Consider the following 25,201-nt stretch of genomic DNA (forward strand, 5'->3'; position numbering starts at 1 on the left):
CCGAGGATGGCGATGCTGCGCCCTTAGAGCAGCGCAATGCTGTAGCTGACAAACACCCGGTTATGATCCTGGTCACGGGCGGCTTCGCTATTGGATTTACCGTTACGCCAGCCGAAGCCAACCCCTTTGAGCGCTCCCGACTGAATGACGTAGTCCAGAAAGATATCCCTCTCCCATTCTTTCTGATCGTCACCGAATCTCGTCTTGATGTTGTCACCGGAGAGGTACATGACCGAGGCTTTCAGGCCCGGGACACCCAGGGCGGCAAAGTCATAGGCATACTGACCGAATACTGTGCGCTCCCCTGCACGGGTGAAACTCTGGATCAGACGATCTGTGTGCAGGTACAAGGAGCTGCCTGCTGCGCCTTTATCTATCAGGCCACCCTGATTGAGCTGGGTGAAGCTGCTACCGTCCGAGACGCTTTGGTAACCCGCCGTCATCGCATGAGCGCCGATGCTGTAGATCAATGCAGCATTCCAGAGACGATTGTCGATAACGCCATCTCCGTTTTTGGTGTAACCGCTGATTCGGTAGCCCGATGTACCGGAACTGTTTTCACCTGACGCGTCAGTCCTGAAGTAACGCAGGTCGGTTTTCAACGATTGACTGTCCGAGAACGCGAGGGTGTGCGTCAGTCCGAAAAACTGTTGGTTATAGTAGTTTTCGAGCTGGGCATAGTAGTACTGAGCCGTCAGGTCCTTGGTGACTTTCCAGTCACCCCCGGCGAAGGCGAACTGGTTGCTTTGACGCGTACCGCCCATAGCGGCGAGCCCCGTCTGATCCGTTGAGGCACGACCGGTTGCCCGTTCAATTCGCCCACCCGTCAGGGTCAAGTCCTTGAACTCGCTCGAAGTCATCTGGCCGCCCTCGAAGGTTTGTGGAAGCACCCGTCCATCGTTGGCGACCAGAATCGGAAGTTTCGGAATCAAGGTGCCGTAGCGCAGTTCGGTCCTGGACATTTTGACCTTACCGGTCAGTCCCAGCCGGCTCCACTCGTCGACGGCGCGGTTGTCACTGTCCGAGGGAATCATCGAGCTGCCAACGTGACGTCCCTTGCCACTGCCCAGGGTGACGCCCAGCAACCCAAGGGCATCAACACCAAAACCAACGGCGCCCTCGGTATAACCCGACTTGAAGTCCAGCATGAAGCCCTGCGCCCACTCTTCGGTTTTTGAAGGGGCAGCGACACCATCGCGGTTGTCGTTATTGAAGTAGAAGCTCCTCATGCCCAAGGTGGCTTTGCTATCACTTAGAAAGTCGGCAAACGCCTGGCCGCTGAGGGCGATGCTGCCAGACACCAACGTTGCAGTTATTTTTTTCAGGCTCACTTATAACGCTCCGATTCTTATTTTTAGTAGGTGATGGAAGCGACTACGACCTAGCCATTCGAAGCCAAACGGACAATGGCATCGCGACTGCCTGCCTGCTCTCGAAGTACAAACTTTTGGATTTTCCCGGTTGCGGTTTTCGGCAACACCGTAAAGACCACTCTGCGCGGACATTTGAATCGAGCCAGACGTGCTTGGCAGAACTCCATTATTTCTGCTTCGGTGGGAGGCTCGACACCCGTTTTCAGCTCGACAAACGCGCACGGTACTTCACCCCATTTGTCATCCGGCTGAGCGACTACCGCGGCATACAGAACAGACGGGTGACAGTGGATCGCCTCCTCGATCTCTACAGACGAAATATTTTCCCCACCGGAGATAATCACGTCTTTGCACCGGTCGGTAATCTGGACGTAGCCGTCAGGGTGCACGACGGCGACATCACCCGTATGAAACCAACCGCCTTCGAATGCTTTTCGGGTTGCACTGTCATTCTTCAGATAACCCATCATTACGGTGTTGCCCCTGAGCAGCAGCTCACCCGTTGTCTGGCCATCTTTTGCGACTGGCCGCATCGTATCGGCGTCAGCCACCATCAAACCTTCGAAGGCGGCTGCACGAGCCCCTTGGCGTACTCGCATAGCGCCTTGCTCACCGGGCGTTAAATCGTCCCAGCCGTCTTGCCAGACGCAGCTGATCGGCGTACCGGACACTTCGGTAATTCCGTACACGTGGTCCACGTCGAAGCCTCGTGAAACAACTGCGTTGAGTATGCTGGCCGGAGGTGGAGACCCAGCAGTCAACACTCGAACCGGCGTCTTGAGCGCGGGGCGGTCTTCGGCGTTGGCAATCATGGCCATGACAATCGGCGCCGCACAGAAGTGATCGACACCGTGGTTATCGATCGCATCGAACACCGTCTCTGCGCACACTTTTCTCAGGCAGACGTGCGTGCCGGCCACAGCCGTGATCGCCCAGGTAAAACACCATCCGTTGGCGTGGAACATCGGCAATGTCCACAGGTAACGAGGCGCCCGCGTGAGCGGCCAGTTGGTCATCTGCAGCAGACTCATGAGGTAGGTGCCACGATGGCTCGCGACCACGCCCTTTGGATCACCGGTTGTACCGGAGGTGTAGTTGAGCGCTATCGGCTGCCACTCATCATCCGGCCAGACGCCTTCGAAATCAGGGCTGCCGCTGCGGATGAAGGTTTCGTAGTCAATGTCTGCGACACTCGCGCAAAATGGCGCCAGGTGATCATTGATATCAATCACCATCGGGGGATGTTCGAGGAGTGCCAATGCAGCCTCCGCAAGCGCAGCAAACTCTCGATCCACCAGCAGCAACTTGCATTCGCCATGACGCAGAATGAATGCCACACCTTCGGCATCGAGGCGGTAGTTGACCGCATTGAGTACCGCGCCGCTGAGGGGGACCCCGAAATGCGCTTCGAGCATGGCAGGAGTATTAGGAGACAGAATTGAAACGGTGTCCCCTGCTCCCAGGCCTTTTTCGCAAAGTGCCGAGGCAAGTCGATAGCAGCGTTCGCGGGTTTCACGCCAGGTTCGTTGCAGTTCGCCATGCACCACCGCTACCCGATCCGGGTGCACAAGGGCTGCCCGATCCAGAAAACCAAGTGGCGTCAGGGGCAGATAGTTGGCCTTGCAGCGATCAAGCCCACTTTCATAAGCACCAGGGGTCATGATGTTGTTTCCTTATTATTGTGATGAAAAGTGCAGAACGCGCTCACCGGCTCCCGATCAGTGACCAAGGTGTTCTCGATGCTGCTCTCGTCGGCGTATCCAAGGCTCATTCCGCAAACCAGCATTTGATCCGAGGGAATCGCAAGGGCTTGCGAAATGACCTGGTGATATTTCAAAAAAGCGGCTTGTGGGCAGGTGTGCAGATGCCTTCCACGCGCAGCGACCATCACGGCCTGTAGAAACATGCCGTAGTCAAGAAGGCTGCCTTCCTTCAACACCCGATCCATGGTGAAGATCAGGCCGACGGGGGCGTCGAAGAACTGGTAATTGCGGCCGTGTTGCGCATGCATCCGCTGCTTGTCTCCCTTTTCAATGCCCAGCAGCCCATAGAGCTCCCACCCGACCTGCCTTCTCCGATCCACGTAGGGTGAAGTCCACTCGCGTGGGTAATAGTCATAGGCATCTTCAAGGTCGTTGCTCTGTGATGGATCGTTGTCAATTTCCGCGATGGCGCATGAAAGACGAGCCTTTGCTTCTCCAGTGACGACATGCACGCGCCAAGGCTGCATGTTCACCCCCGTAGCGCAGAACCGAGCGACATCAAGGATCGCCTCAATGTCTTCGCGCGGTACGGGAGTGGGCAAAAAAGCCCGAATACTGCGGCGCGAAGCGATCGCCCAATCAACCGTTTGAGCAAGCAGTTCAGGCGGTATGGGCGGTTTGGATAAGCGATTCATTTTCATGCATTCAATTCCACGGATTCAGCTACAGACGGGGACATCCATCAGTTCGACAGGGCCGGGGATTTTCTGACTTGGGTAGAGTCGGCGCGTGACTGATTGATCAGGGTTACGGCGACAGCGCCAATGAGGCCAGCCAGGCTGATGGCCATGAAGTTTTTCTCGAGCGCAAGGTTCAACGACACCAGCCAGCCAATCAGGACAGGGGCGACGATTGCGCCTATTCGTCCCACACCAGACGCGAAACCCACGCCGGTTGAACGAATCGATGACGGGTAGAAATCGCCAGCGTACGCATACGCCAGCAATTGAGTTCCCAGGGTCGATGCGCCGACGATGAACACCACTGGAAACAGCAACGACGTTGAACGCGTATAACCCAAAACGGTGAGTGCTATCGCACCGACGATATAGAAGCAGACCAGTACGTGCTTGATGTTCAGCTTGTCGCTCAACCACCCTCCGCCTATTGCACCGGCGATGGCTCCCAAGTTGAAAACAATCACAAAATTCAACGCAGAACCCAGGCTGAATCCAGCCATCGCCATCAGCTTGGTTAGCCAGGAGTTAAGGGCGTAGACCATGAACAGGCCCGTCATGAACGCGGCCCAGATCATTAAAGTGCTGAAGCCCCGCCCCTCCCTGAATAAGTTACGAACCGGTGCTTGCTGCTTATCCAGGACCGTGGCGTTCCCTGTCGTCAGCGTGTTTTCGTCGATAACGAGAGCAGGGTCCAGTTTACGAGCGATCGCTCGCAGTTCGTCCTGACGTCCGGTCTTGAGCAGGTAGCCGATGGATTCAGGCATGGTCTTCAGGATCAGGGGAATAAGCACCACGGGCAGCAACGCCACAAAAAACACCCATTGCCATCCATGACTCTCGATCAGTTGCTTACCCGTCAGCGCGACCAGGATTCCGCCCACGGAGTACCCCGCGAAAACCAGGGTGACCAGCCGAGTACGCAGTTTGAGTGGAGAAAATTCACCCATCTGAGCGGTGCAGATAGGCAGTACGCCGCCGATGCCAAGGCCGGCGATGAAGCGGGCTACGCTGAAGCTGATCGGGTCACTGGTGAGGCCTGCCGCCGCCGTGAAAATACTGAACAAGGCCACGCAGATGGCGATCATCCTGGGACGCCCGATACGATCGGCTAGCGTGCCAAGAAAAATGGCGCCCAGCATCGTTCCGAAGAGCGCAGAGCCCGCCATGACGCCGGCGCTGGTTGGATCGACGTTCATGTCCTTCATGATCGCCGGAAGGGCTGCACCGACGACCGCAAGGTCATAACCATCGATGATCAGAATGAGCACACACCAAAACAGGATGAGCCCATGGAAGCGGTTGAACTTTGATTCAACCGCGAGTGTATAGACGTTTACCGGCTGCATATCGCGTCTCCTTCGATCTTGTTTTTGTTTGTGAAGTGCGAAGAGTTACTGGCTCGCTTGACAGGCGATGCCAGGGCTACCTGCAGCGCATCGTAGGAGTTGCCTTTGCGGCGGCCTATGCCCGACGGCATCGTTGTACGTGACCGTTTTGGACACTCGTGACTTACCCGCCACGCCCGGGATGACCCTGGTCTGTTGAGGTTTTGGCGGATGAAACGAGTTGCAGATCACAGGAGGTAATCTGGCGGGGACGCAGTGCTTTTGTATAAGCGCAAGAAACGCTTTTAAATCTCGCCCGATTCGTCAGCATTGGAGCGGCGGTAAGCGCCGGGACTCACGCCCGTCCACTTTTTGAATGCACGATGAAACGCACTGCTTTCCTGGAAACCCGTGAGGGCAGCCACTTCAGTCACGGTCATATTCGGCTGGCACAACAGATTGATCGCCATGTCACGGCGCAGATTGTCTTTCAAACGCTGATAACTGACCCCCTCGGCCTGCAGTCTTCGCTGGAGCGTCGAATAAGACATGCACAGCGTGCTTGCCATCTTGTCCAGCTCTGGCCATTGCTCCGGATCGAGGCCTCTCAATCTGAGGCGGATCTGGGCGCTGATGCTGTCCTCGTTACGATATTTCACCAGCAGACTGGCAGGCGACTCCTTCAAGAAAGCCGATAGACTGGCTTTGTTTTGCGCGACTTTGAGGCTTAGAAAACTGCGCTCGAAACGAATCATCGTCGCTGGCGCACCAAACTGAATGTCTTCACAGAAGCGCATCCGATAGTCGCTATCGTCGAGTGGTCGATTCGGCCTGAAGCAGAGCTGTTTAATGGGAATGCGTCTGTTACCCAACCAGCAGAGCAGTCCATGGACCAGGATCAGCCATGTTCCATAACTAAAGAGACGACGTTCAATGCCGTTGTCATGGATAACGATGACGGCGCAGTCGCCATCAAAACTCAGCTCACCGTGAATATCGTCCAGTACGAGACGCAAAAATTTCAGAATCCGTCGCAACGCTTGCTCTAACGACTCGCAGTCAATCGACGACTGGCACATCAATCGGAAGCTGCCCCGTCGCATGGGATGGCTATCGATTGCGAAAAACTCATCGTCGAGCAGATCCGAGAGCGCGACCCACAGCCGAGAAAATGCTGCAGCCGAAACCCTGGCTTGGGGGGAAGTGAGGAGTACAGGGTCGATACGTGCTTGCTGCAGTGCAAGGGAGGTGTCCAGCTGGCGACGCAACGCGCCCTCCAGGGCCTCATGCACCAATCCGATTGAAGTCGTTCCTTTATCCTGGATGAGCACGCCCTTTCCCCTCTGCCGGTGGTTGCCTGCTGACTTGATGCTGACTTTTGAATCTCTTCGGCAGTCCTGCCTTGGGCAACCTGACGAGCCTGAACGCTTTCTACGTTCCGACTTCTCGACATGACCTGTCAACCCGAAGGTTTTGTTATCAACAAGCGCATGGGCCCTCTTCCCAGGCTTTGATGGCGGGTCTTGATAGTTGTCCAAAACATTCAACCACGCCGAGGCTTTTGGACATTGTCCAGGCCGTCGCCCACCGACACTATCGGCCGGCAACCTTCGGTTACGTTGAGTCTGACGCTACAGAATCCAGGAGTTACCGTGACAGAGAAAGAGCTGTACTGGGAAGACTTCACGCCAGGTAGCCTCTGGACGGCCAAGCAATCTGCGCCTATTACAACGCAGGCGATCATTGCCTTTGCCGCAGAGTACGATCCTCTCGACATTCACATAGATCCTGACCTTGCCCGTTCGAGTCCGCTTGGCGTGCACTGTGCCAGTGCAGTGCAAACCTTCGGTATTTCGCAGCGGCTGATGTGCGACGCTTTGCTGCTTCAAACCAATGTCGTGGCGGGTGGCAAGATCGATGGTTTCAGAATGGTTGCTCCGGTGGTGCCTGGAGACACGCTCAAGCTATCCGTTCAAGTCGTTCGATCATTCATTCATGCGTCAAATCATCAACGGGGCTGGGTCGTGTTTAAGGTCGATGTCACCACCCATTCCGGAAAAACAGTGCTTGTTTATGAGGTGGCCGTATTGATATTGCGAAGGGGCGACCGACCTTATTGCAGAAGGCATCGATTGTTCCGTGCGGCTCGGTGATCTGGATGATTCGAGCCTGGTTGCCAAACGTATCGGCGAGGTTGCTTTGGTGACCTGCGCGGCTCCCGCCTACGTAAAGAAACATGGTTTACCAGCCACGCTGGATGATCTGCAGGCGCACCTGGCTGTCAACTTCATGGTTGAACAGCGCCGCCAGATCATGCCCTGGCGGTTCAGGGGCAACGGTAAAATTATCATTGTGAAGATGCGCAGCGGCATCGTCGTCGACAACGCAGAGGCATTGCTTTATTGCGCATTGGCGGGGATTGGGATGGTGCAGGGGCTGCGCCCGGCGCTGCAGCGATACATCGATAGCGGACGTCTAATGGAAGTTCTGCCGGATGTTCCAGTCGAGCCGAAAACCGTTTCCGTGTTGTTTCCGGATCGCCGTCATCTATCACCCAATGTGCGGGTATTTGTCGAATGGGTGAGTGCGTTGTTCCAAGAGAAGAGGCATTAGCGCGGCCTCATTGGTGTTGGCCTGATTAACAGTCCCACCTTCCTCTGCCCGCCCCCAAGGCGAATGACTCGCGGCTCGGACCGAACATTTTCAGGTGCCACAACCGGACGAACATCAGGCGATTTTTTCCGGTGAGCATCGTTGGATTTCGCGCGTAGCAACCGCTGGCGCGTAACGATGAAAATCGAACGCCCTTGCTTTTCATCTCGCACAATTATGGCCAAGTTGACGGTACCCGCGTATAGCGGGCACCGCTTCCCATAGGGGACGAAGGCTTACACGCCTGCTTACCAGCTGTAACTCACTTTGGCGGTAATCTCGCGACCCGGGTTGTAGAAGTTCGCTGTGCCGGAACCGACCACGTGCTGCTCATCCAGCAGGTTGCTGACGTTCACCGCAAGGTCGGTGCCCTTGGCGATCTCGTAGTTGAAGGCGGCGTCGAACAGCGTGGCGCCATCGCTTTTGCCGGAGTTGGCTGCATCGAAGTAATAAGAGCCGACGTAGCGCGCGCCCAAGCCAACGCTGACATCAGTACCGGGCACGTCGTAATAACTCCAGAGCGAAGCGGAATGCTTGGGTGCCGTGGTGAACTCATTACCCTTCAGGGAGCTGCCGTCGTACAACGAACCGCGCAGTACCTCGGACTCCATATAGGAGTAGCCACCAATCAGGCTGAGGTTCTGCGTCACCTGCGCCTTGGCCTCCAGGTCGAGGCCACGCGCCCGCGATTCGCCCACCGTCTGTTGCTCGATGATGCCGCTCGGCAGCACCACGGCGATGGTGACGTTTTCCTGGGTCAAGTCATAAACGGCCGCGGAGAACAGTGCGTCCATCCCCATCGGCGCATACTTCACGCCCACTTCGTACTGCCTGCCGGTCTGCGGTGTTACGCCAACCTGAGGCGGCGAGACGGACTCCACCATGCTCACATAGGTGGACACCTCATCGTTGACGATATAGGTCAACGCACCTCGGTAGGAGGTTTCGGAGAAGTTGTCTTTCTCGGTGGATTGCAAGCCTTTGCTGGTAAGGTCCATCGAATCGTTGCGCATACCGGCGGTGACGATGAAACGCTCGTAGAACGATAGGTTCTGCTGAAGGAATACGGCCTTGGTGGTCGCGTCTCGCTTGTTGACCGCATACGGGGTGATAGAGCGTGAAACGCCAGTAAACACGGGATTTGCAACGTCAATCGGGGTCGTCAGGGCGTAGACCGAGCTTTCCTTGGTAGTCGAATCGAGGTATTCCACCCCCACCAGGCTGCTGCTGTCGATGTTCTCGAAGCGGGCATCGTATTGCAGCATCAGGTTGCCGTTGAACTGGTCGGCCTCACTGTCCGTTCCAAACAAGTACCGGTCAACGGTAGTACCGACACGCGCGGCGCTGTCGCTGATGTAAACGTAGCCAAAATCATCGGTCAATTTGCTGTAACGCAGATTGCTGCGCAATACGAAGCCGTTGTCGAAGTCATGGGTGACGTTACCGCTGAGGCTGGTGCGCTCGACATCGTGAAAGTTGTAGCTCGGCTCACCATAAAACTTGCTGCGGTCGTATTCCTTGTCCAGCGGATAGCCGCCACTGTTGGGCGAACTTTCGGTTTTCAGATAGTCCAGAATCACGGTGGCTGACGTGTAATCCGTGGGCGCCCAGGTGAGGCCACCCATCAGCAACTGGTTGTCGTCCTGTGAGTGATCGTATTCGCGGTCGCTGTTTTGGCCTTTGGCAGTAAAGCGGCCAGCCAAGGTTTTCTCGTCGTTCAGCGCATCCCCCACATCGATGCCTGTCTCGACATGGTCAAACGAACCGTAGGTCACATAGCCTTGGCCAAACTGCTCAAAGCGCGGCTGTTTGGTCACGAAATTCACCGAACCGCCCGGGTCCGCTGGGCCAAACAGCGTGGAGTTGGCGCCACGCAAAATCTCTATGCGTTCGTAAGCGAATGGATCTTCGCGTACGCCGCGCATCGAACTCAGGGTCAAGCCGTCACGGTAGGTGGTGGCCTGGAAGCCCCGGATCTGGAAATAGTCGTTGCGGTCATCCGTACCATAGAAGTCACTGACCACACCGGGCGTGTATTGCAGCGCCTCTTCCGTGGTGCTGACGCTGCGTTGTTCCATTTCCTTGTTGGTAACAACCGACACCGATGCCGGTGTATTGAGAATGCTGGTGGCCACCTTGCCGCCCACCCAGAGTTCCTTGGCGACAACCGAGTTGGCGTCGTCGTCGGCACTGACCCTGACCTTGGCATTGATGATGAGGGGCGCAAGGCGATAGTCCTCGACGGACGTTGTGTCGAGCTCCAGCGGGCCGGCGGGCGTAGGCTGAGGGAACAGTAGATAGGCATTCGGGCCTTGCTGTTGGATTTGCAATTCGCTTCCCTGTAGCAAGGATGACAGCGCTGCCGACGTATCGAGCGTGCCATTCACGCCAGCAGTGGTGCGGTTCGCTACACTCGACGCGTCGAAGGAAAGGCTGATGCCAGCCTCGCGCGCAAAGCGGTCAAGCGCCGGCGCCAGCGGGCCGGCAGCGATGTTCCACTGCTTGACCTGATTGCTGTGGTCAGCGCTCGGCGTTTGAGCCAGCGATGGCAAGGCGTAGCTGCTTACGATCAGCCCCAAAATCGCACCGTGCAAGGCACGATTCAATGGATGGCGCTGGGAAACAGGGGACGAACTCATATTCTCGCTCCAAGAAAGGACATCGGCAGACAGGCCTGTATTCCGGCCTTTCTAAGAGGTCGAACGAGAATGAGAATACACCTCATTATTTTTTTCAGATGACACAAAGTTCTGATGGGCTTAGGTGGCAGCGGTCACGGTCACCCAATAACGGGTCCGATAATCAACGTGCAAATGCAGTGACTGCGCGATCAATGCCAGGACCTGATCGTTGTCGGCGAGTTGGAAGGTGCCGGAAACGCGACGATCCGCGACCTCGTCGGCGCAGCGCAGTACACCGGGGCGATAGCGCGACAACTCCACGATGAAATCATCGAGGCGCATATTGCGCGCACTGATCACCCCGTCACCCCAGCTCCATAGATCAAGGCCGTTGCCTTTGAACATTCGGGCCCCACTTGATGTGAACAGCAGCTGATTTCCTGCCTGAACACTGCGGCTGGCAGGCGTTTGACTGGAGCCGGGGAAAACCGTGACTGATCCTTCCTGAGCCGCGACCAGCGTGCCACCGTCGAACTCGCGTGCCAGAAAGCGGGAACTCTGAGCGCGCATGATCCCGTCACGTGATTGCACCCAGAACGGTCGCGCTCGAGGCGAGTGTTGATCCGCGCCGACATTCACGATGATTTCACCACGTCGCAGGATTATCAGACGTCGCTGGGCATCGAAATCGCTGTCGACGGCGCTATCGCTATTGAGCTGGATTAGGCTGCCATCATCGAGTTGGAAGCGCCGTTGCTCGCCGGTACTGCTGCGCTGCTGCGCAAGCATGGCGGGTACGGGTGTGTAGTCCCGGCCGAGCCAGGCTGCAGTGCCAACAGTCGCCAATATGCCCAGGAGTTTCAGGCTTTCCCGCCGCCGCATTCCATGATTGGTCCCATTAAGGGTTTGCCGGGCCAGTTGAGCTGGCACGCCTGCGAATTCATCCCCAAGCGCTTCCACGCGCTGCCACGCCAACACGTGCTCCGGGCACTGCTGCAGCCAGTGCTCAAATGTGCGCTGTGTTTGCTCATCTGGCTGATCGAAGCGCAGGCGCACCTGCCAGTAGATCGCCTGGTCGACAACGGCCGGATCCAGCGTCTGGGACTCACGCCTCGACATAACGCAAGCGATAACAGTGTTGCAGGGCGGTGGCCAGATCGCGTTCCACCGTCGCACGGGAAACACCCAACTTTTCGGCTATTTGTGCGCAGGTCAAGCCGTCGAGCCGGGCAAATAAAAACGCCTGGCGAACTCTCGGTTTAAGCATATCGAGCATGCGATCTATCCGCTCGAGCGTATCGAGAATCAGCAGTCGGCTTTCTTCCGAGGGAACCTCGTGTTGAGGCAGTAACGCGACGCTCTCCAGGTAGGCACGTTCGAGTTCGCGACGGCGATACTGATCAATCATCAACCCGCGGGCGATACTGCTCAAATAGGCGCGTGGTTCACGCAAGGGGCTGGGCTGACGGGATTTGAGCAGGCGTACGAAGGTGTCCTGCGCCAAATCTGCTGCGTTATCACGACATCCAATGCGTCGGATTAGCCAGCCGTGCAACCACGAGTGGTGGGTTCGATAGAGCAGCCCTAGATCTGCAGTACCTAGTGGTTCATCGCTGCGCATCGGAATCCCGGCAAATACATGATTGATAATTAATCGCATTCTACTCATGCGGTAGGCCTGAGGCAAATACGTGCTGCTTAGTGTCTGCTTTGGGCGAACGCTATCATTTTGTAGAGGCTGCGAGGGAACGCCAGGCACGCAGATGATCATCAGGACGGTGCCCAATCAACAAGCAAGTGGCGATCTATAGGTTGTGGTGTGACTGGCCCCATAAATGTTATGTTATTACATCTTTATGGGAGAGTTCATTTTGAAACATCACGTTCCGCTGCTGACAGGATTCACCCTCGGGCTACTTGGACAACCTATTTCAGCCGCACAACCTCTGACGCTGGACGCGTTGACTATCACCGGATCCACCGTGGAGGAGCGTGCCGATGGTCCAGTGCAAGGTTATCGAGCAACGCGTTCGAGCACAGCTACTCGCACCGACTCCGACATTCGCGATACCCCACAAAGCATCGATGTAATACCCGCCCAGGTGATCAAGGACCTCAACACCACGCGAATCGATCGCGCCCTGGATTTCGCAGGCGGTGTCTCACGACAGAACAACTTTGGCGGACTAACTTTTCTCAACTACAGCGTCCGTGGTTTTACCACCGGCGAACTCTATAAGAACGGCTTTGCCATCAACCGTGGCAGCTACAGCGCGCCGGACACTTCCAATATCGAACGTATCGAAGTGCTCAAAGGCCCGGCGGCAAGTCTCTACGGTCGCGGCGATCCCGGCGGCCTGGTCAATATCGTGACCAAGCGTCCGCAGGCTGAGGCGTTCAGCAACCTGAACATCAGCGCCGGCACCTGGGACCGTTACCGCAGCAGCCTCGACGTCAACTCGCCACTCGACAGCGAGGGCAACCTGCTGGCACGAGTAAACATGGCCATCGAAGACAATGGCAGTTTTCGCGATCACGTTGACAGTCAACGACGGATCATCAGCCCGTCGTTGACCTGGCAGATTTCACCAGACACCCGCCTGATGCTCGACACCGAGTTCTCCCGTACCGAATCGGTGTTCGACCGCGGCATTCCGGCAGTCAATGGTGAGCTGGGCTCGGTCAAGCGGTCGACCTTCATGGGTGAGCCCAACGATGGCCAGATACGCAACGACAACCAGACCATTGATCTGGCGCTGGAACATTATTTGAACGACAACTGGAAGGTTCGCCTGGCCAATCACTACACGCAGGGCACGCTCAATGGGGCGAGCTCGGAACCTCAAGCATTGGTCGGCACCACCATCACGCGTTTCTATCGCGAGCGTGACTTTGAATGGAACGACAACATCACCCAGGCCGAGCTACATGGCAACTTCGAACTGGCCGGCTGGCAGCATCAGACGCTGGCGGGACTGGAGTATGAAAACTACCGCAACAGCCAGAAGTATCCCCAGAGCGCCACGCTTGCAAGCTATGGCTTGGATATCTACAACCCCGTTTATGGTCAGCCCAAGCCGGCCCTGACCCGCGCCAACGATTTCCACGAGCACACCGAGAGCTACGCGCTCAATTTGCAGGACCAGATCGCCTTTACCGATCGTCTGCGCGGATTGATCGGCGTGCGCCTGGAGCGCATCGAGCAGACTTCGCTGAATCGCACGACAGCTGTCAGCAACAGCCAGGAAAAAGACGTCGCCACTCCACGCGTTGGGCTGCTTTACCAATTGGCACCACAGGTCGGCGTATTCGCCAACGCGTCCACGTCTTTCAAGCCCAATACCATCGGCACGCAAGGCCAGGTCTATAAACCGGAAAAAGGCCTGGGTTATGAAACCGGTTTAAAACTGGACCTGTTCGACAGCCGTATTGGTGCGACCATCGCTCTGTTTCACATCGACAAGGAAAACGTCGTGACGACCGACGCGCTCGGTGAAAGTGTCGCAGCCGGTGAGGCTCGCAGCCAGGGCCTGGATCTGCAGTTCAGCGGCCAGATCACCGATGCCCTGCGTGTTATCGGTGCTTATGCCTACATCGACGCCGAGGTGACCAAAGGCGACTCCGCGCTACCCAAAGGCAGCGACCTGTTAGGCATCGCCCGCAACAGCGGTAGCCTGATGGGTGTTTATGAGTTTCAGGACGGCGCCTTGCGTGGATCGGACATGGGCGCAGCCTTCAACTATGTCGGCGAACGCTCAGGCCAGGCTGGCAGTAGCTTCAAACTGCCGTCGTATAGCATTGTCGATCTGCTCGCGCACTACAAAGCCAGCGAAGACGTTACGCTCGGGCTGAACCTGAACAATCTGTTCGATCGCAAGTACTACGAACGATCCTATAACAGTGCCTGGGTCCTGCCCGGAGAGCCGCGTAACCTCAGTGTGAGTCTGAGCCTCGACCTCTGACAGTGATCGCCAAGGTCGCAATGCATTCACCGCTCGAGCGCCAGGAATCGATTTTCAGGAGCGCCTGCTGAGAGGCCTCCTCGACACCTTCGGCAACCAGGGTCAACCGAAGGCTATGAGCCATGGAGATAATCGCCTTGACCAGTTCCGCGCTGTCGCGGTTGTGTTCGATGTCGTTGATAAACGAGCGGTGGATCTTGAGCGTTTCGATGGGCAAGCGACTCAAGTAGCTGAGGGCCGAATAGCCGGTGCCAAAACATCAACCAGCTTCAGTTCCACCGTGAATTCTCCCGTCGGATGTTCCACCGATAGCTGTGGATCAGCGCAGACGGGTACCGTTGCCAAAGGAAAGCGGCTGGGCTAATGAGGTAGCTGTCCATATGCCTACACAGAACGTGAGGCCTCTGCAGGGCTACGGTGTCAGTCTCTGCTCAATCATCGGCATCAGAGGCAAAGGAAAGCGGCTGAATCAGATGCGAGCCCTGTTTGCGAACATTTCCGACATCCTTGCCAACCTTGTACCAATGAAAGTCTGTTGCTGGTCGACAATGCTCCATCGCTAATTCGCGCGCTCGGTCAGGTGGCGTGTCGGGATCAATCCATTCACGAGCATGCTCAGGCGCCATGCGTCCGCGCATGCTGTCACCCGTCGAATAGTGCTGCTTATGACATTGACCGCAAGCGATGCAAATCGTTAACTGTATATACGCACAGTTAATCCCTTTAAGGCTTGCATCATGAGCATCACCATCCTGGGCCTGTTGGCTACCGGCGGCGAGAAGCTGCCTCTTTATTCATTCAAGGTGCCTGCAGGCTTCCCTTCGCCCGCTGCTGACCACATCGAAAAGCACATTTCCCTGGATGAGCTCTTCGATGTACGAGCTCCCCACGTCTATCTCGTGAGGATCGATGGCGACAGCATGCAGGGCGCGGGGATCTATTCGGGGGATATGGTGGTGGTTGATCGAAGCATAGATCCGATCAGTGGGGACATCGTTATAGCTGCGCTTAACTCCGAGCCACTGCTCAAGCGTCTGCATTTGCGCGACAACGCCGTAATACTTCTGTCGGAAAATCCCAAGTATCCGGCAAGGCACGTGATGGAAGGCGACGAACTCATGATTTGGGGTGTAGTGAAATACAGCGTCCGCGATCATGACAACACGTGAACCTGTCTTCGCCCTGATTGACTGCAACTCGTTTTACGCCAGCTGCGAGCGCGTCTTCAGACCTGACCTCGCGAAGACACCTATTGTGGTGCTGTCCAACAACGATGGCTGTGTAATTGCGCGTAGCTACGACGCAAAACCTTTCGTAAAGATGGGCCAGCCGTACTTCCAAATCAAAGATCATCTACGTCGGCATGGGGTTGTGGCGTTCAGCAGTAATTACGCTCTGTACGGCGACATGAGCGAGCGTGTCATGACGATCATTGAATCGTTAGTACCGACGCTTGAGATCTACAGCATTGATGAGGCGTTCGCCGACCTCACCGGTATCCCAGGTGACTTATCTGCGTTTGGCCGGCACATGCGTTCTACCCTTCTCAAACGCACTGGCATTCCTGTCGGGGTTGGAATCGCCCACACCAAGACGCTGGCCAAGCTTGCCAACCATACCGCCAAGCGGCTGCTGGATATCACGGGCGGCGTAGTGGATCTCTGTGATCCCTTCAAACGGGATTGGACGCTGCGCAACACTGATGTCGGCGAGGTCTGGGGCATCGGCAGGCGCATGAAGGCGCATCTGGAAACAATGGGGATCCAGACCGCGATGGACTTGGCCAAAGCCGACCCGTGGATGCTTCGTCAAAAATTCAGCGTGGTGATCGAGAAAACCGCTCGCGAACTTGCCGGCACCCCATGTTTGGAGTTGAGTGAGGCTGATCCACCCAAGCAGGAGATTTGTTGTAGCAGGATGTTCGGCACGCGGCTCACCGAGATTGAGCCAATCAAGGAAGCTGTCGCTACCTACACACAACGCGCGGCGGAAAAGCTCCGAGCTCAAGGCTCGCTGTGCAAGAAAATCCGCGTGAGCATTAGAACCGGCATGTTCAACCCTCAGGAAGCGAAGTATGCGAACGGGGCGTTGGTCGCATTGCCTTACCCGACCAACGACGTGCGGCTCATGACCAAGGCCGCAACCGAAGCGGTAAACCGTCTATTCCGGCCTGGCTTCAAGTACAGCAAAGCAGAAGTTTTGCTGATGGATCTGCGCCAGCCTGGCGAATTCACTGATGATCTGTTCGCTCATTCTCAACCCGTCATGGCTGATAAGGTGATGAGTGTTTTGGATGAAATCAATGGTCGATGGGGAAAGGGGGTTATTCGGATAGCGAGTGTGCCTGCAGCGCCTGGTTGGGCAATGCGTCGAGAGCTGATGAGTCAGAGCTATACGACGAAGCTTGAGCAGTTGTGGACGGTGAAAGCCCGCTAGCGAGGACGCGTTCGGCATCTGCAGCTTAAAAAATGCGCCTCCTATGCCGACTACTTACGGCCCAGAGTGTGTAAAAACACAACTACGCTCAAAAGCCCTGAATCGAATTTTTTTCGTTGTACGTTGAAGCCGCGGACGGCTTTGAACTGAATGATGACCGTCCCCTGCCACAACGTTCGCAAAGGAATGCAGATGATCGATGTTCCCGCCGTTTTGACAGTCTTTTTGGTTTACCTGGCCGGTGTCGTTATTTCAGGGCCAAATTTCGTTGCAGTAGTCCACAAAGCGGTAGCTGCTACGCGGTCAGGAGTTTTGGCCTTGGCAGTCATTCATCCAAGGGGTCATTACGAACATTGGCAATCCTAAATCCATGGTCACCCACGTTTCACCCAGCACGTTTTTGTCGATGCTGGCAGTCGTAGTGGTGGTTTCGATGACTGGTATTCTTCGATGCCGTGGTAGCTGCGTTGAAGTAAATCCGCGCCCCGGATGACGTTAGTCTTCGCGGCGCGGAACGACGACAACTGCGGGAGCAACGAAGATCGACCCTGTTCCGTCGAATAATTGCAGGTCTCCGTACGCGTACGGCGCGAGGCTTCATTACAGATCTGGCTGCGTACAGCACCGGCTCAATTAGAGCGCATTGAGACAGGCAGCTTTCGGCTAAAAGCGGACGGTCGATTATTATCGAACGCGCACGTTAAGCCTGATTCTGTGCCAGAAGGAATTCTGGATGGGGAACTGAGTATGTCTTTGCTAAGAGCGCCTGGGCTTCTTTTAGGGCAAGGCGCCACCTTCCTCTCTTCTGGGACTGATGAGCAAACCTCATGAACCCTTGCCGATCTACCCGTCTAGTCTCCACTCGTTAGCTGGCTTACTGTTTCCCCAACGCAAACGTCGGGAGATCGAAATGCACAAGCGCACACTCGGAAACAGTTCACTCGAAGTGTCAGCCCTGGGCTTGGGTTGCATGGGCTTGAGCCATGGCTACGGCCCGGCGACTGACACGCAACAAGCCATTACGCTGATCCGTTCGGCGGTTGACCGAGGCGTTACGTTCTTCGATACCGCCGAGGTTTACGGCCCGTACCTGAACGAGCAAGTGGTGGGTGAGGCATTGGCGCCAGTTCGCGACAAAGTGGTTATCGCCACCAAGTTCGGCTTCACCTTCGGTGCCGACAATAAGCAGCAGATTCTAAATAGTCGCCCTGAGCACATTCGACTCGCCGTCGAAGGCTCATTGCGCCGACTTAAGACCGATTTCATTGATTTGCTTTACCAGCATCGGGTTGACCCGGACGTACCGATTGAAGACGTCGCAGGTGTAGTGAGAGATCTGATTGGCGAAGGCAAGGTCAAGCATTTCGGCCTGTCGGAAGCCGGTGCGCAAACCATTCGCCGTGCACATGCGGTACAGCCAGTCACGGCGCTGCAAAGCGAATACTCATTGTGGTGGCGTGAGCCTGAGCAGGAAATCCTGCCGACGCTCAAGGATCTGGGGATCGGCTTCGTGCCTTTCAGTCCACTGGGCAAGGGTTTCCTCACCGGCACAGTAGCGGCCGACGCCACATACGGTAGCGACGATTTTCGTAGCATCGTGCCGCGCTTCAGCCAGTCAGCACTACAAGCCAATCAAGGGTTGGTGGTGTTGATCCGCCAGATAGCCGCGCAAAAAAAAGCGACACCGGCGCAGATTGCGTTGGCCTGGTTGCTCGCGCAGGCGCCGTGGATTGTGCCGATTCCCGGGACGACCAAATTGCATCGCCTGGAAGAAAACCTTGGCGGCGCGGACGTCATCCTCGACGCGGCCGAACTCCAGTCCATTGACACCGCACTGGCGCAGATCCGCATCGAAGGCGAGCGTTATCCCGAGGCCCTCAAGGCGCGCGTCGGGCGATGAACAACGATCACGATCCTCTACGGCGCACGGTCATCGCCGCACTGGCGAGCGCCCCGTTGCTGTCATTCGCCGACACGCAAACCGCCAGCGAAATACCACGTTCAGGCTCGCGAATTCTGGTGGCGTACTTTTCCCGCTCCGGCAATACCCGCGTGGTCGCCGGGCTCATCCAGCGCCGACTGGGTGCCGACCTGTTCGAGATCCGTCCGGCCAAAGCCTATCCCGAGGACTACCTGCAAACCGTGGAGCAGGCGCGTCAGGAGCGCGACAGCCGCTTCGAGCCCGAGCTGGAAAGCAAGGTTCACGCTATGAGCGACTACGACACGATTTATCTTGGCTTTCCGATCTGGGGTGAGACCACCCCGCCTATCGTGCGTACTTTTCTGAGCGCCCACGACCTGACTGGTAAAACCCTCATCCCCTTCACCACCCACGGTGGTTACGGCTTGGGCAATAGCCGCAGCGTCCTAGAAAGGCACGCGCCCAAGACTAAGGTGATGGAAGGTTTTGTGATGGAGGGTGAGCAAGAGCGCAAGACCATGGAGCGCGTGAATGGCTGGCTGAGCGACCACCCTCTCAAGCGCTGACCGATTTCTGGATTGGAGAAGCACCATGAAAACACGCACTTTGGGCAACGGCCTGGAAGTTTCCGCATTGGGCCTCGGCTGCATGAGCATGACCTCCGCCTACGGCCCGGCCGCCGACAAACCGAGCATGATCAAGCTGATTCGCTCGGCCCATGAGCAAGGCATCACTTTGTTCGACACCGCCGAGGCGTATGGCCCATTCGCGAATGAAGAGTTGTTGGGCGAGGCCTTGCAACCGATCCGTGAACAGGTGGTCATCGCCAGCAAATTCGGTTTCGATATTGACCTGGTCACCGGCGCACGAGCCGGCGGCACCAATAGCCGACCTGAGCATATCCGCGCCTTGGCAGAGGCGTCGTTGAAGCGTTTGCGCACTGATCGCATCGACCTGTTTTATCAGCATCGCGTTGATCCGCAAGTGCCGATTGAAGATGTGGCCGGAACCGTCAAGGAGCTGATCGCCGAGGGCAAGCTCAAGCATTTCGGCCTGTCCGAGGCCGGTGTGCAAACCATCCGCCGGGCACACGCCGTGCAACCGCTAACAGCGGTGCAGAGCGAGTATTCGCTTTTCTGGCGTGGCCCAGAGCATGAACTGCTTGGCGTACTGGAGGAACTGGGTATCGGCTTCGTGCCGTTCAGTCCACTCGGCGCGGGCTTCCTCACGGGGCAGATCGATGAGAACACCCAGTTTGACGTCAGCGACTTCCGCAATTTGGTCCCGCGTTTTTCACCTGAAGCGCGCAAGGCCAACCTGGCGTTGGTCGGCGTGGTGAAGGCCGTTGCCAAGCGCAAGCAGGCGACGCCTGCACAAGTCGCACTCGCCTGGTTGCTGGCGCAGAAACCATGGATCGTGCCGATCCCGGGCACGACCAAACAACACCGACTGGAAGAGAACCTGGGCGCGGTCGAACTGGAACTGACCGGCGACGATCTGCGTGTGATCAATGAGCAGATGGCGCAGATCCAGGTGCGGGGTGAACGTTTGCCGGAATCGGCGCTGAAAATGACCGGGCTCTGAGCCTTGCCACCGCTGCTCCGGGCTTGGAGCAGCTTCACTGTCTGACAGGAGTTCATTCGATGAACCGGTTGATCGCACCGCTTGTTGCCTTGTCGCTGTTGAGCGCAGAAACCCAGGCCGCCAGCGAAATCCGCATCATCCAGAACGGCGCCCAGCCTTCGATCAAGGGCGCCGCTGAAAACTTCACCGGCGCGGTACGCGTTGATGGCCTGTTCAAGGGTGATCTGCCGGCGCGCATCGGCGGCGGCACGGTGACCTTCGAACCCGGTGCGCGCACCGCCTGGCATAGCCATCCGTTGGGGCAAACGCTGATCGTCACCGCCGGGGTAGGCTACGTGCAGCAAGAAGGCGGGCCGCGACAGGAAATCCATCCGGGCGATATTGTCTGGATTCCGCCGCACACCCGTCATTGGCATGGTGCCACCGCCAGTAACGGCATGACCCACATCGCGATTGCAGAAGCCGAGGACGGCAAGACCGTGACTTGGGCAGAGAAAGTCTCGGAGGCGCAATACGCCGGCAAAATGAAGTTACCGAATGTGTCGAAACCGTAGCGCAGCTCCTTCGCGTTGAGCCATCAAAACTCCTCAAGCCCCCGTATTTGTGCGGCAACGCCAGGTTTCAGCGGCAATCGTAAAAACGACTCATGAGTTTTGCTCAGGAGTCCTTGCGCAATATCGGGGTTAATCACCACAACCGTCCTCCGTACGATCCAGCGATACCGCAGTGATCCGCAATGGACGGAGCTTTTCACGATGACCACAGACGCAAGCAAGATCCGACCCCATCCTGCGCTGATGGCGCTCTGTCTGAGCCTTGGGGTGATGTTCAGTGCTACCACTCCAGCCGCCGAGGCATCGCAAACCATGACCCGCACACAAGCCAGCGCAGAAACGCTGTCGAGCAAACAACAGGCGATTCCCCTGATCGCAGCGTTCATGGCGACCAGTGACATGCCCTCACTCAACGCAGCGCTCAACGAAGGTCTCGATGCCGGCTTGACCATCAGTGAGACCCGGGAAATTCTGGTGCAGCTCTATGCCTACGTCGGCTTTCCGCGCAGCCTCAACGCCCTGAACGAACAGATGACGGTGGTGCAGATGCGCAAGCAACGTGGCATTGAGGATGCACCGGGGCGTGAGCCAAGCCGTGCCACTCCAACCGGTGATGATCTGCTGGCGGCCGGCACGGCAAATCAAACGAAGATTTCCGGTTCCCCGGTCAAAGGCCCGGTGTTCGAGTTCGCTCCGGTGATCAACCGGTTTCTGCAAACCCATCTGTTTGGCGACATCTTCGAGCGCGACAACCTCGACTGGCAAAGCCGCGAACTGGCCACCGTCGGGGCGCTGGCGGCGACGCCGGGTGTGGAATCGCAATTGCGCTCGCACATGCTGGCGAGTCTGCGCGTCGGGCTCAGCGCAGCGCAGTTGCGCCAAGTCATCGAGCAGTTGAAAAAGCACGGCGATGCACAGACCGCCGTGCGTGCAGATACGGCGCTGACCCAGGCCCTTGAAGCTTCGGGGAAATAACATGAAACATGCAAAACGCTTGTTCAGCATCACCCTGCTCAGCCTGTTGGCAGCCTGCGCGAACCAGCCCGATGGTTCAGGCCCTTTACTGATTCAGGCGCAAGGCAGCTTCGCCGCCGGTGGAACGATGACCACTGCGCCGGGCACGTTCAACCCGCGCAAGCCGATGGCTCCGGATGGCCAGACCTATCACGGTGACCATGCCTATACCTTCTACCAAATCCCGATCGATGCCCGGAAACTACCCATCGTCATGTGGCATGGCGCAGGCCAGTTCTCCAAGACCTGGGAAACCACCGCCGACGGCCGCGAAGGCTTCCAGAACATTTTCCTGCGCCGCCATTTCGGTGTGTACCTGATCGACCAGCCGCGACGTGGCAATGCCGGCCGCAGCATGGTCGAGGCGACGGTCAAACCGACGCCGGACGAACAACTGTGGTTCAACCAGTTTCGCATCGGCTTGTGGCCCAACTATTTCAACGGTGTGCAAGTAGGCAAGGATGCACAGACGCGCGAGCAATTCTTCCGGGCAATGACACCGAACACCGGGCCGTTCGACATGGGTGTGGTGTCTGATGGTGTGTCGGCGGTCTTCGACAAAATCGGCCCCGGCATTCTGTTCACGCACTCGCAAGGTGGCGGGCCGGGTTGGCTGACCGCGATCAAGAATGACAAGGTGAAGGCCATTGTCGCCTTCGAGCCGGGCAGCAGCTTTGTCTTCCCGCAGGGTCAGGTGCCCGCGCCGATCCCCAGTGCCTTCGACACGGTGCAGGGTGCGGCCGTGCCGATTGATCAGTTCATGGCGCTCACGCGCGTTCCGATCCTGATCCTCTACGGCGACAACATCCCGGAGCAAGCCGTTGACCTGCCCGCTCAGGACAGTTGGCGCGCACGGCTGAAGATGGCCCGGCTTTGGCGCGATGCCGTCAACCAGCGCGGCGGTGACGTAAGGCTGATCCATTTGCCGGAAATCGGCATCAAGGGCAATACCCACTTCCCCATGTCCGATTTGAACAACGTGCGGATCGCGGATCTGGTGTCGAGTTTCTTAAAAGAAAAGCACCTGGACTAACCAGGGCTCACATCCACTTTTTCCAACTGCCCTTCTTTTGATTGCTCAGGAGTTTCAAGTGATAAACACCTTTATGAAAGCCACGCTTATGTCGGCGCTGGTTGGCCTTTCTGCGGGCGAAGCCGGCGCGGCGGACTACAAAAAAAACCCGCTCACACTGGCTTACGACGGCGCCATTACCAGAAACGAACCGGGCAAGGTCAGCATCCATCCGGTCAGCTACAAGCTCAACGGCCTGGACATCGCGGCCAACGTTTACACCCCGGCCAACTACGATGCGAAGAAGGTCTACCCGACCGTTGTGGTCGCGCATCCGAACGGTGGCGTCAAAGAGCAGGTCGCTGGTCTTTACGCCCAGCGCCTGGCCGAACAGGGCTACATCACGATCACCGCCGATGCGGCCTACCAGGGCGCAAGTGGCGGACAGCCTCGCAGCATCGACAAGCCGGCGTATCGCATCGAAGACATCCATGGCATGGCAGACTTCATCAGCCAATATGCGGGGGTCGATAGCACGCGCCTGGGCCTGCTCGGGATCTGCGGCGGCGGTGGCTATTCGTTGGCCGCCGCGCAAACCGACAAACGCTTCAAATCGCTGGCAACCATTAGCATGTTCAACTCCGGTCGGGTGCGTCGCAACGGCTACAACGACTCGCAACTGGACAGCGTTCAGCAACGCCTGCAACAGGCTTCCGCTGCGCGCGCTCAGGAGGCGGCCGGCGGTGCTGTGTTTTATTCGGGTGACGCCAACCTCACCGACGAGCAGATCGCCAAGCTGCCCTTCGAGCTGTATCGCCAGGGCTACGAGTACTACTGGAAAACCCACGCGCACCCGAACTCAACGTTCAAGTACACCACCAGCAGCCTGTTGGACCTGATGCGTTTTGACGCGACCAATCAGATCGAGTTGATCAATCAGCCATTGCTGATGATCGCCGGCAGCAAGGCTGACAGCCTGTACATGACCCAGGATGCATTTCCCAAGGCCACCGGCACCAAGGACAAGGAATTGCTCATCATCGACGGCGCCACCCACATCGAAACCTACTGGGTTCCGCGTTATGTCGACGCGGCAATGGGCAAGCTGACAACGTTCTACGCACGAACCCTTTGATGGGCTGTTCGGGGATCGCGTATCGATGCGGAACCTGCTTACATGGAATAATTACGCGATCCCCATGAGAGGCTCTCATCGATGTCACGCGCCAATCTCAACGATCTGCAAGCCTTCGTGATCATTACCCGCGAAGGCAGCTTCACCCGCGCTGCGGCACAGCTGGGCGTCTCCCAGTCTGCGCTAAGCCATACTCTACGTGCCCTTGAGACGCGACTCGGGGTTCGTCTGCTGACCCGAACCACCCGTAGCGTATCCCCTACCGAAGCAGGACAACGGTTATATCAATCCATGGCGCCGAGGTTCGAAGAGATTGAACTCGAACTGGCAGCGGTCAGCGAGTTTCGTGACACCCCGGCAGGGAACGTGCGGATTCAAGCGTCCGAACATGCAGCCAACAATATTCTATGGCCCAAGTTGCTGAAGGTGCTTCCCGACTATCCGGACATCAAGGTCGAAATCACCGTCGACTACGCACTCTCCGACATCGTCGCGCAGCGCTATGACGCAGGGGTACGGCTTGGGGACCAAGTGGCCAAGGACATGATTGCCGTTCCTATCGGGCCGTCCTTGCGCATCGCGGTCGTGGGCTCACCCGAGTATTTCAAACAGCGCCCAGTGCCAAAGGTGCCGGGTGATCTGGCCGCACACAATTGCATCAATCTGCGCCTGCCCACCCATGGAAGCCTGATGCAATGGGATTTTGAAAAGGATGGTCATGAACTCAAGGCGCGCGTTGAAGGACAATGGACGTTCAACAGCAGCGTGCCGATTCTGCGTGCCGCCGTTGCGGGATGTGGGTTGGGTTTCCTTCCGGAAGATATGGTTGCCAAGGAGATTACCGAGGGAAGCCTTGTGCGAGTGTTGGAAGATTGGTGCCAACCCTTTGCCGGTTACCATCTCTATTACCCGAATCGCCGTGAACATTCATCTGCGTTTGGCGTTGTAGTTGAAGCGTTGCTATACAAGCGCTGAGTCATCGACCATCAAGCCGTCTCAATTTTTACCCCCGCCTCACAAGCCCGCGGTTAAGCATATGCTTTGGATCGATTGCAGTAGTGGACGAACGGCCGCAATGGGCCGATTGCGGCCGTTCGTGAAACGCATCAATTGGCTACTGGCTGAACATCCCGGTGCGAATGCTCACGTGCCTGATTACGCGGCATCGG

23 protein-coding genes and 1 pseudogene are annotated in these 25,201 nt (G+C 57.1%); 14 read left to right on the forward strand and 10 right to left on the reverse strand.

Features of this window, described 5'->3' with window-relative positions:
* Nucleotides 1-23: 23 nt before the first annotated feature.
* The 5 genes from J3P81_RS14320 to J3P81_RS14340 form a co-directional block, all read right to left on the reverse strand.
* The gene (locus J3P81_RS14320) at nt 24-1,331 is read right to left on the reverse strand and encodes an OprD family porin (RefSeq protein ID WP_434559331.1); all 1,308 of its coding nucleotides are present in this window, start codon (nt 1,329-1,331) and stop codon (nt 24-26) included.
* 50 nt (nt 1,332-1,381) lie between these two features.
* Nucleotides 1,382-3,034, reverse strand: a complete 1,653-nt coding sequence (locus tag J3P81_RS14325; protein ID WP_434559333.1) for an AMP-binding protein — start codon at nt 3,032-3,034, stop codon at nt 1,382-1,384.
* Entirely contained in the window at nt 3,031-3,777 is a 747-nt protein-coding gene (locus J3P81_RS14330) for a nitroreductase (RefSeq protein ID WP_434559335.1), read from the reverse strand. The genes J3P81_RS14325 and J3P81_RS14330 overlap by 4 nt, the downstream gene beginning before the upstream one ends.
* A 41-nt stretch (nt 3,778-3,818) precedes the next feature.
* A complete protein-coding gene (locus J3P81_RS14335; RefSeq protein WP_434559337.1) occupies nt 3,819-5,162 on the reverse strand; it encodes an MFS transporter in 1,344 nt (447 codons plus the stop codon).
* Nucleotides 5,163-5,446: 284 nt separating this feature from the next.
* Nucleotides 5,447-6,472, reverse strand: coding sequence for an AraC family transcriptional regulator (locus J3P81_RS14340; protein ID WP_434559339.1), 1,026 nt, complete (start codon nt 6,470-6,472; stop codon nt 5,447-5,449).
* A gap of 321 nt (nt 6,473-6,793) precedes the next feature.
* On the opposite strand from J3P81_RS14340, the gene J3P81_RS14345 reads away from it, so the two are divergent.
* A complete protein-coding gene (locus tag J3P81_RS14345; RefSeq protein ID WP_434559341.1) occupies nt 6,794-7,294 on the forward strand; it encodes a MaoC/PaaZ C-terminal domain-containing protein in 501 nt (166 codons plus the stop codon).
* Nucleotides 7,281-7,754, forward strand: coding sequence for a LysR substrate-binding domain-containing protein (locus J3P81_RS14350; protein WP_434559343.1), 474 nt, complete (start codon nt 7,281-7,283; stop codon nt 7,752-7,754). The genes J3P81_RS14345 and J3P81_RS14350 overlap by 14 nt, the downstream gene beginning before the upstream one ends.
* Nucleotides 7,755-8,041: 287 nt before the next feature.
* Here J3P81_RS14350 and J3P81_RS14355 read toward each other — a convergent pair whose 3' ends face one another.
* The 3 genes from J3P81_RS14355 to J3P81_RS14365 all read right to left on the reverse strand — a co-directional run bounded on the left by J3P81_RS14355 (nt 8,042) and on the right by J3P81_RS14365 (nt 12,035).
* Nucleotides 8,042-10,432, reverse strand: coding sequence for a TonB-dependent siderophore receptor (locus tag J3P81_RS14355; protein WP_434559345.1), 2,391 nt, complete (start codon nt 10,430-10,432; stop codon nt 8,042-8,044).
* Between the two features lie 120 nt (nt 10,433-10,552).
* Nucleotides 10,553-11,533, reverse strand: coding sequence for a FecR domain-containing protein (locus J3P81_RS14360; protein ID WP_434559347.1), 981 nt, complete (start codon nt 11,531-11,533; stop codon nt 10,553-10,555).
* Complete coding sequence (locus tag J3P81_RS14365) at nt 11,520-12,035, reverse strand: sigma-70 family RNA polymerase sigma factor (RefSeq protein ID WP_434564115.1); 516 nt, start codon at nt 12,033-12,035, stop codon at nt 11,520-11,522. The genes J3P81_RS14360 and J3P81_RS14365 overlap by 14 nt, the downstream gene beginning before the upstream one ends.
* A gap of 235 nt (nt 12,036-12,270) precedes the next feature.
* On the opposite strand from J3P81_RS14365, the gene J3P81_RS14370 reads away from it, so the two are divergent.
* A complete protein-coding gene (locus J3P81_RS14370) occupies nt 12,271-14,376 on the forward strand; it encodes a TonB-dependent siderophore receptor (RefSeq protein ID WP_434559349.1) in 2,106 nt (701 codons plus the stop codon).
* Here the strand turns inward: J3P81_RS14370 and J3P81_RS14375 are convergent.
* Both J3P81_RS14375 and J3P81_RS14380 read right to left on the reverse strand, forming a co-directional pair.
* Nucleotides 14,348-14,593: an EAL domain-containing protein gene (locus J3P81_RS14375; RefSeq protein WP_434559351.1), complete on the reverse strand. Its 246-nt coding sequence runs from the start codon at nt 14,591-14,593 to the stop codon at nt 14,348-14,350. The two genes, J3P81_RS14370 and J3P81_RS14375, sit on opposite strands and share 29 nt — an antisense overlap.
* 214 nt (nt 14,594-14,807) lie before the next feature.
* On the reverse strand, nt 14,808-15,014 hold the full coding sequence (locus J3P81_RS14380) for a hypothetical protein (protein WP_434559353.1): 207 nt from the start codon (nt 15,012-15,014) through the stop codon (nt 14,808-14,810).
* 99 nt (nt 15,015-15,113) lie between these two features.
* Between J3P81_RS14380 and J3P81_RS14385 the strand changes: the two genes are divergently transcribed.
* The 11 genes and pseudogenes from J3P81_RS14385 (at nt 15,114) to J3P81_RS14435 (ending at nt 25,007) form a co-directional block, all read left to right on the forward strand.
* Nucleotides 15,114-15,545 (forward strand): LexA family protein, encoded by a 432-nt coding sequence (locus tag J3P81_RS14385; RefSeq protein WP_420763597.1) that lies wholly within the window; start codon nt 15,114-15,116, stop codon nt 15,543-15,545.
* Nucleotides 15,532-16,812: a translesion error-prone DNA polymerase V subunit UmuC gene (gene umuC / locus J3P81_RS14390; RefSeq protein ID WP_434559355.1), complete on the forward strand. Its 1,281-nt coding sequence runs from the start codon at nt 15,532-15,534 to the stop codon at nt 16,810-16,812. Before J3P81_RS14385 ends, umuC begins: the two co-directional genes overlap by 14 nt.
* Before the next feature lie 192 nt (nt 16,813-17,004).
* A pseudogene (locus J3P81_RS14395) lies at nt 17,005-17,248 on the forward strand (LysE family translocator); the annotation flags it as partial.
* A gap of 474 nt (nt 17,249-17,722) precedes the next feature.
* A complete protein-coding gene (locus J3P81_RS14400) occupies nt 17,723-18,712 on the forward strand; it encodes an aldo/keto reductase (protein WP_434559357.1) in 990 nt (329 codons plus the stop codon).
* Nucleotides 18,709-19,299 (forward strand): flavodoxin, encoded by a 591-nt coding sequence (locus tag J3P81_RS14405; RefSeq protein WP_434559359.1) that lies wholly within the window; start codon nt 18,709-18,711, stop codon nt 19,297-19,299. The genes J3P81_RS14400 and J3P81_RS14405 overlap by 4 nt, the downstream gene beginning before the upstream one ends.
* Nucleotides 19,300-19,324: 25 nt before the next feature.
* A complete protein-coding gene (locus J3P81_RS14410; protein ID WP_434559361.1) occupies nt 19,325-20,317 on the forward strand; it encodes an aldo/keto reductase in 993 nt (330 codons plus the stop codon).
* A 59-nt stretch (nt 20,318-20,376) separates the two neighbouring features.
* On the forward strand, nt 20,377-20,871 hold the full coding sequence (locus tag J3P81_RS14415; RefSeq protein WP_434559363.1) for a (R)-mandelonitrile lyase: 495 nt from the start codon (nt 20,377-20,379) through the stop codon (nt 20,869-20,871).
* Nucleotides 20,872-21,072: 201 nt separating this feature from the next.
* The gene (locus J3P81_RS14420) at nt 21,073-21,846 is read left to right on the forward strand and encodes a carboxymuconolactone decarboxylase family protein (RefSeq protein ID WP_434559365.1); all 774 of its coding nucleotides are present in this window, start codon (nt 21,073-21,075) and stop codon (nt 21,844-21,846) included.
* A 127-nt stretch (nt 21,847-21,973) separates the two neighbouring features.
* The gene (locus J3P81_RS14425; protein ID WP_434564116.1) at nt 21,974-22,918 is read left to right on the forward strand and encodes an alpha/beta hydrolase; all 945 of its coding nucleotides are present in this window, start codon (nt 21,974-21,976) and stop codon (nt 22,916-22,918) included.
* 73 nt (nt 22,919-22,991) lie between these two features.
* Nucleotides 22,992-24,032, forward strand: a complete 1,041-nt coding sequence (locus J3P81_RS14430) for an alpha/beta hydrolase (RefSeq protein ID WP_434564117.1) — start codon at nt 22,992-22,994, stop codon at nt 24,030-24,032.
* 81 nt (nt 24,033-24,113) lie between these two features.
* Nucleotides 24,114-25,007 carry a LysR family transcriptional regulator gene (locus J3P81_RS14435; protein WP_339555750.1) on the forward strand — a complete coding sequence of 298 codons (894 nt, stop codon included), beginning with the start codon at nt 24,114-24,116 and terminating at the stop codon, nt 25,005-25,007.
* The last annotated feature ends 194 nt before the right edge of the window (nt 25,008-25,201 follow it).

The organism is Pseudomonas sp. R1-6 (genome assembly GCF_051132115.1).
GTDB lineage: Bacteria > Pseudomonadota > Gammaproteobacteria > Pseudomonadales > Pseudomonadaceae > Aquipseudomonas.

What these genes read in the sequence shown, in the direction of transcription:
- J3P81_RS14330 (WP_434559335.1), bottom strand. Translation starts at nt 3,777, where the DNA reads ATGAAAATGAATCGCTTATCCAAACCGCCCATACCGCCTGAACTGCTT.
- umuC (WP_434559355.1), top strand. Translation starts at nt 15,532, where the DNA reads ATGACAACACGTGAACCTGTCTTCGCCCTGATTGACTGCAACTCGTTT.
- J3P81_RS14400 (WP_434559357.1), top strand. Translation starts at nt 17,723, where the DNA reads ATGCACAAGCGCACACTCGGAAACAGTTCACTCGAAGTGTCAGCCCTG.
- J3P81_RS14415 (WP_434559363.1), top strand. Translation starts at nt 20,377, where the DNA reads ATGAACCGGTTGATCGCACCGCTTGTTGCCTTGTCGCTGTTGAGCGCA.
- J3P81_RS14420 (WP_434559365.1), top strand. Translation starts at nt 21,073, where the DNA reads ATGACCACAGACGCAAGCAAGATCCGACCCCATCCTGCGCTGATGGCG.
- J3P81_RS14380 (WP_434559353.1), bottom strand. Translation starts at nt 15,014, where the DNA reads ATGCGCGGACGCATGGCGCCTGAGCATGCTCGTGAATGGATTGATCCC.
- J3P81_RS14370 (WP_434559349.1), top strand. Translation starts at nt 12,271, where the DNA reads ATGGGAGAGTTCATTTTGAAACATCACGTTCCGCTGCTGACAGGATTC.
- J3P81_RS14435 (WP_339555750.1), top strand. Translation starts at nt 24,114, where the DNA reads ATGTCACGCGCCAATCTCAACGATCTGCAAGCCTTCGTGATCATTACC.
- J3P81_RS14405 (WP_434559359.1), top strand. Translation starts at nt 18,709, where the DNA reads ATGAACAACGATCACGATCCTCTACGGCGCACGGTCATCGCCGCACTG.
- J3P81_RS14430 (WP_434564117.1), top strand. Translation starts at nt 22,992, where the DNA reads ATGAAAGCCACGCTTATGTCGGCGCTGGTTGGCCTTTCTGCGGGCGAA.
- J3P81_RS14425 (WP_434564116.1), top strand. Translation starts at nt 21,974, where the DNA reads ATGACCACTGCGCCGGGCACGTTCAACCCGCGCAAGCCGATGGCTCCG.
- J3P81_RS14410 (WP_434559361.1), top strand. Translation starts at nt 19,325, where the DNA reads ATGAAAACACGCACTTTGGGCAACGGCCTGGAAGTTTCCGCATTGGGC.
- J3P81_RS14325 (WP_434559333.1), bottom strand. Translation starts at nt 3,034, where the DNA reads ATGACCCCTGGTGCTTATGAAAGTGGGCTTGATCGCTGCAAGGCCAAC.
- J3P81_RS14360 (WP_434559347.1), bottom strand. Translation starts at nt 11,533, where the DNA reads ATGTCGAGGCGTGAGTCCCAGACGCTGGATCCGGCCGTTGTCGACCAG.
- J3P81_RS14385 (WP_420763597.1), top strand. Translation starts at nt 15,114, where the DNA reads ATGAGCATCACCATCCTGGGCCTGTTGGCTACCGGCGGCGAGAAGCTG.
- J3P81_RS14365 (WP_434564115.1), bottom strand. Translation starts at nt 12,035, where the DNA reads ATGCGCAGCGATGAACCACTAGGTACTGCAGATCTAGGGCTGCTCTAT.
- J3P81_RS14355 (WP_434559345.1), bottom strand. Translation starts at nt 10,432, where the DNA reads ATGAGTTCGTCCCCTGTTTCCCAGCGCCATCCATTGAATCGTGCCTTG.
- J3P81_RS14335 (WP_434559337.1), bottom strand. Translation starts at nt 5,162, where the DNA reads ATGCAGCCGGTAAACGTCTATACACTCGCGGTTGAATCAAAGTTCAAC.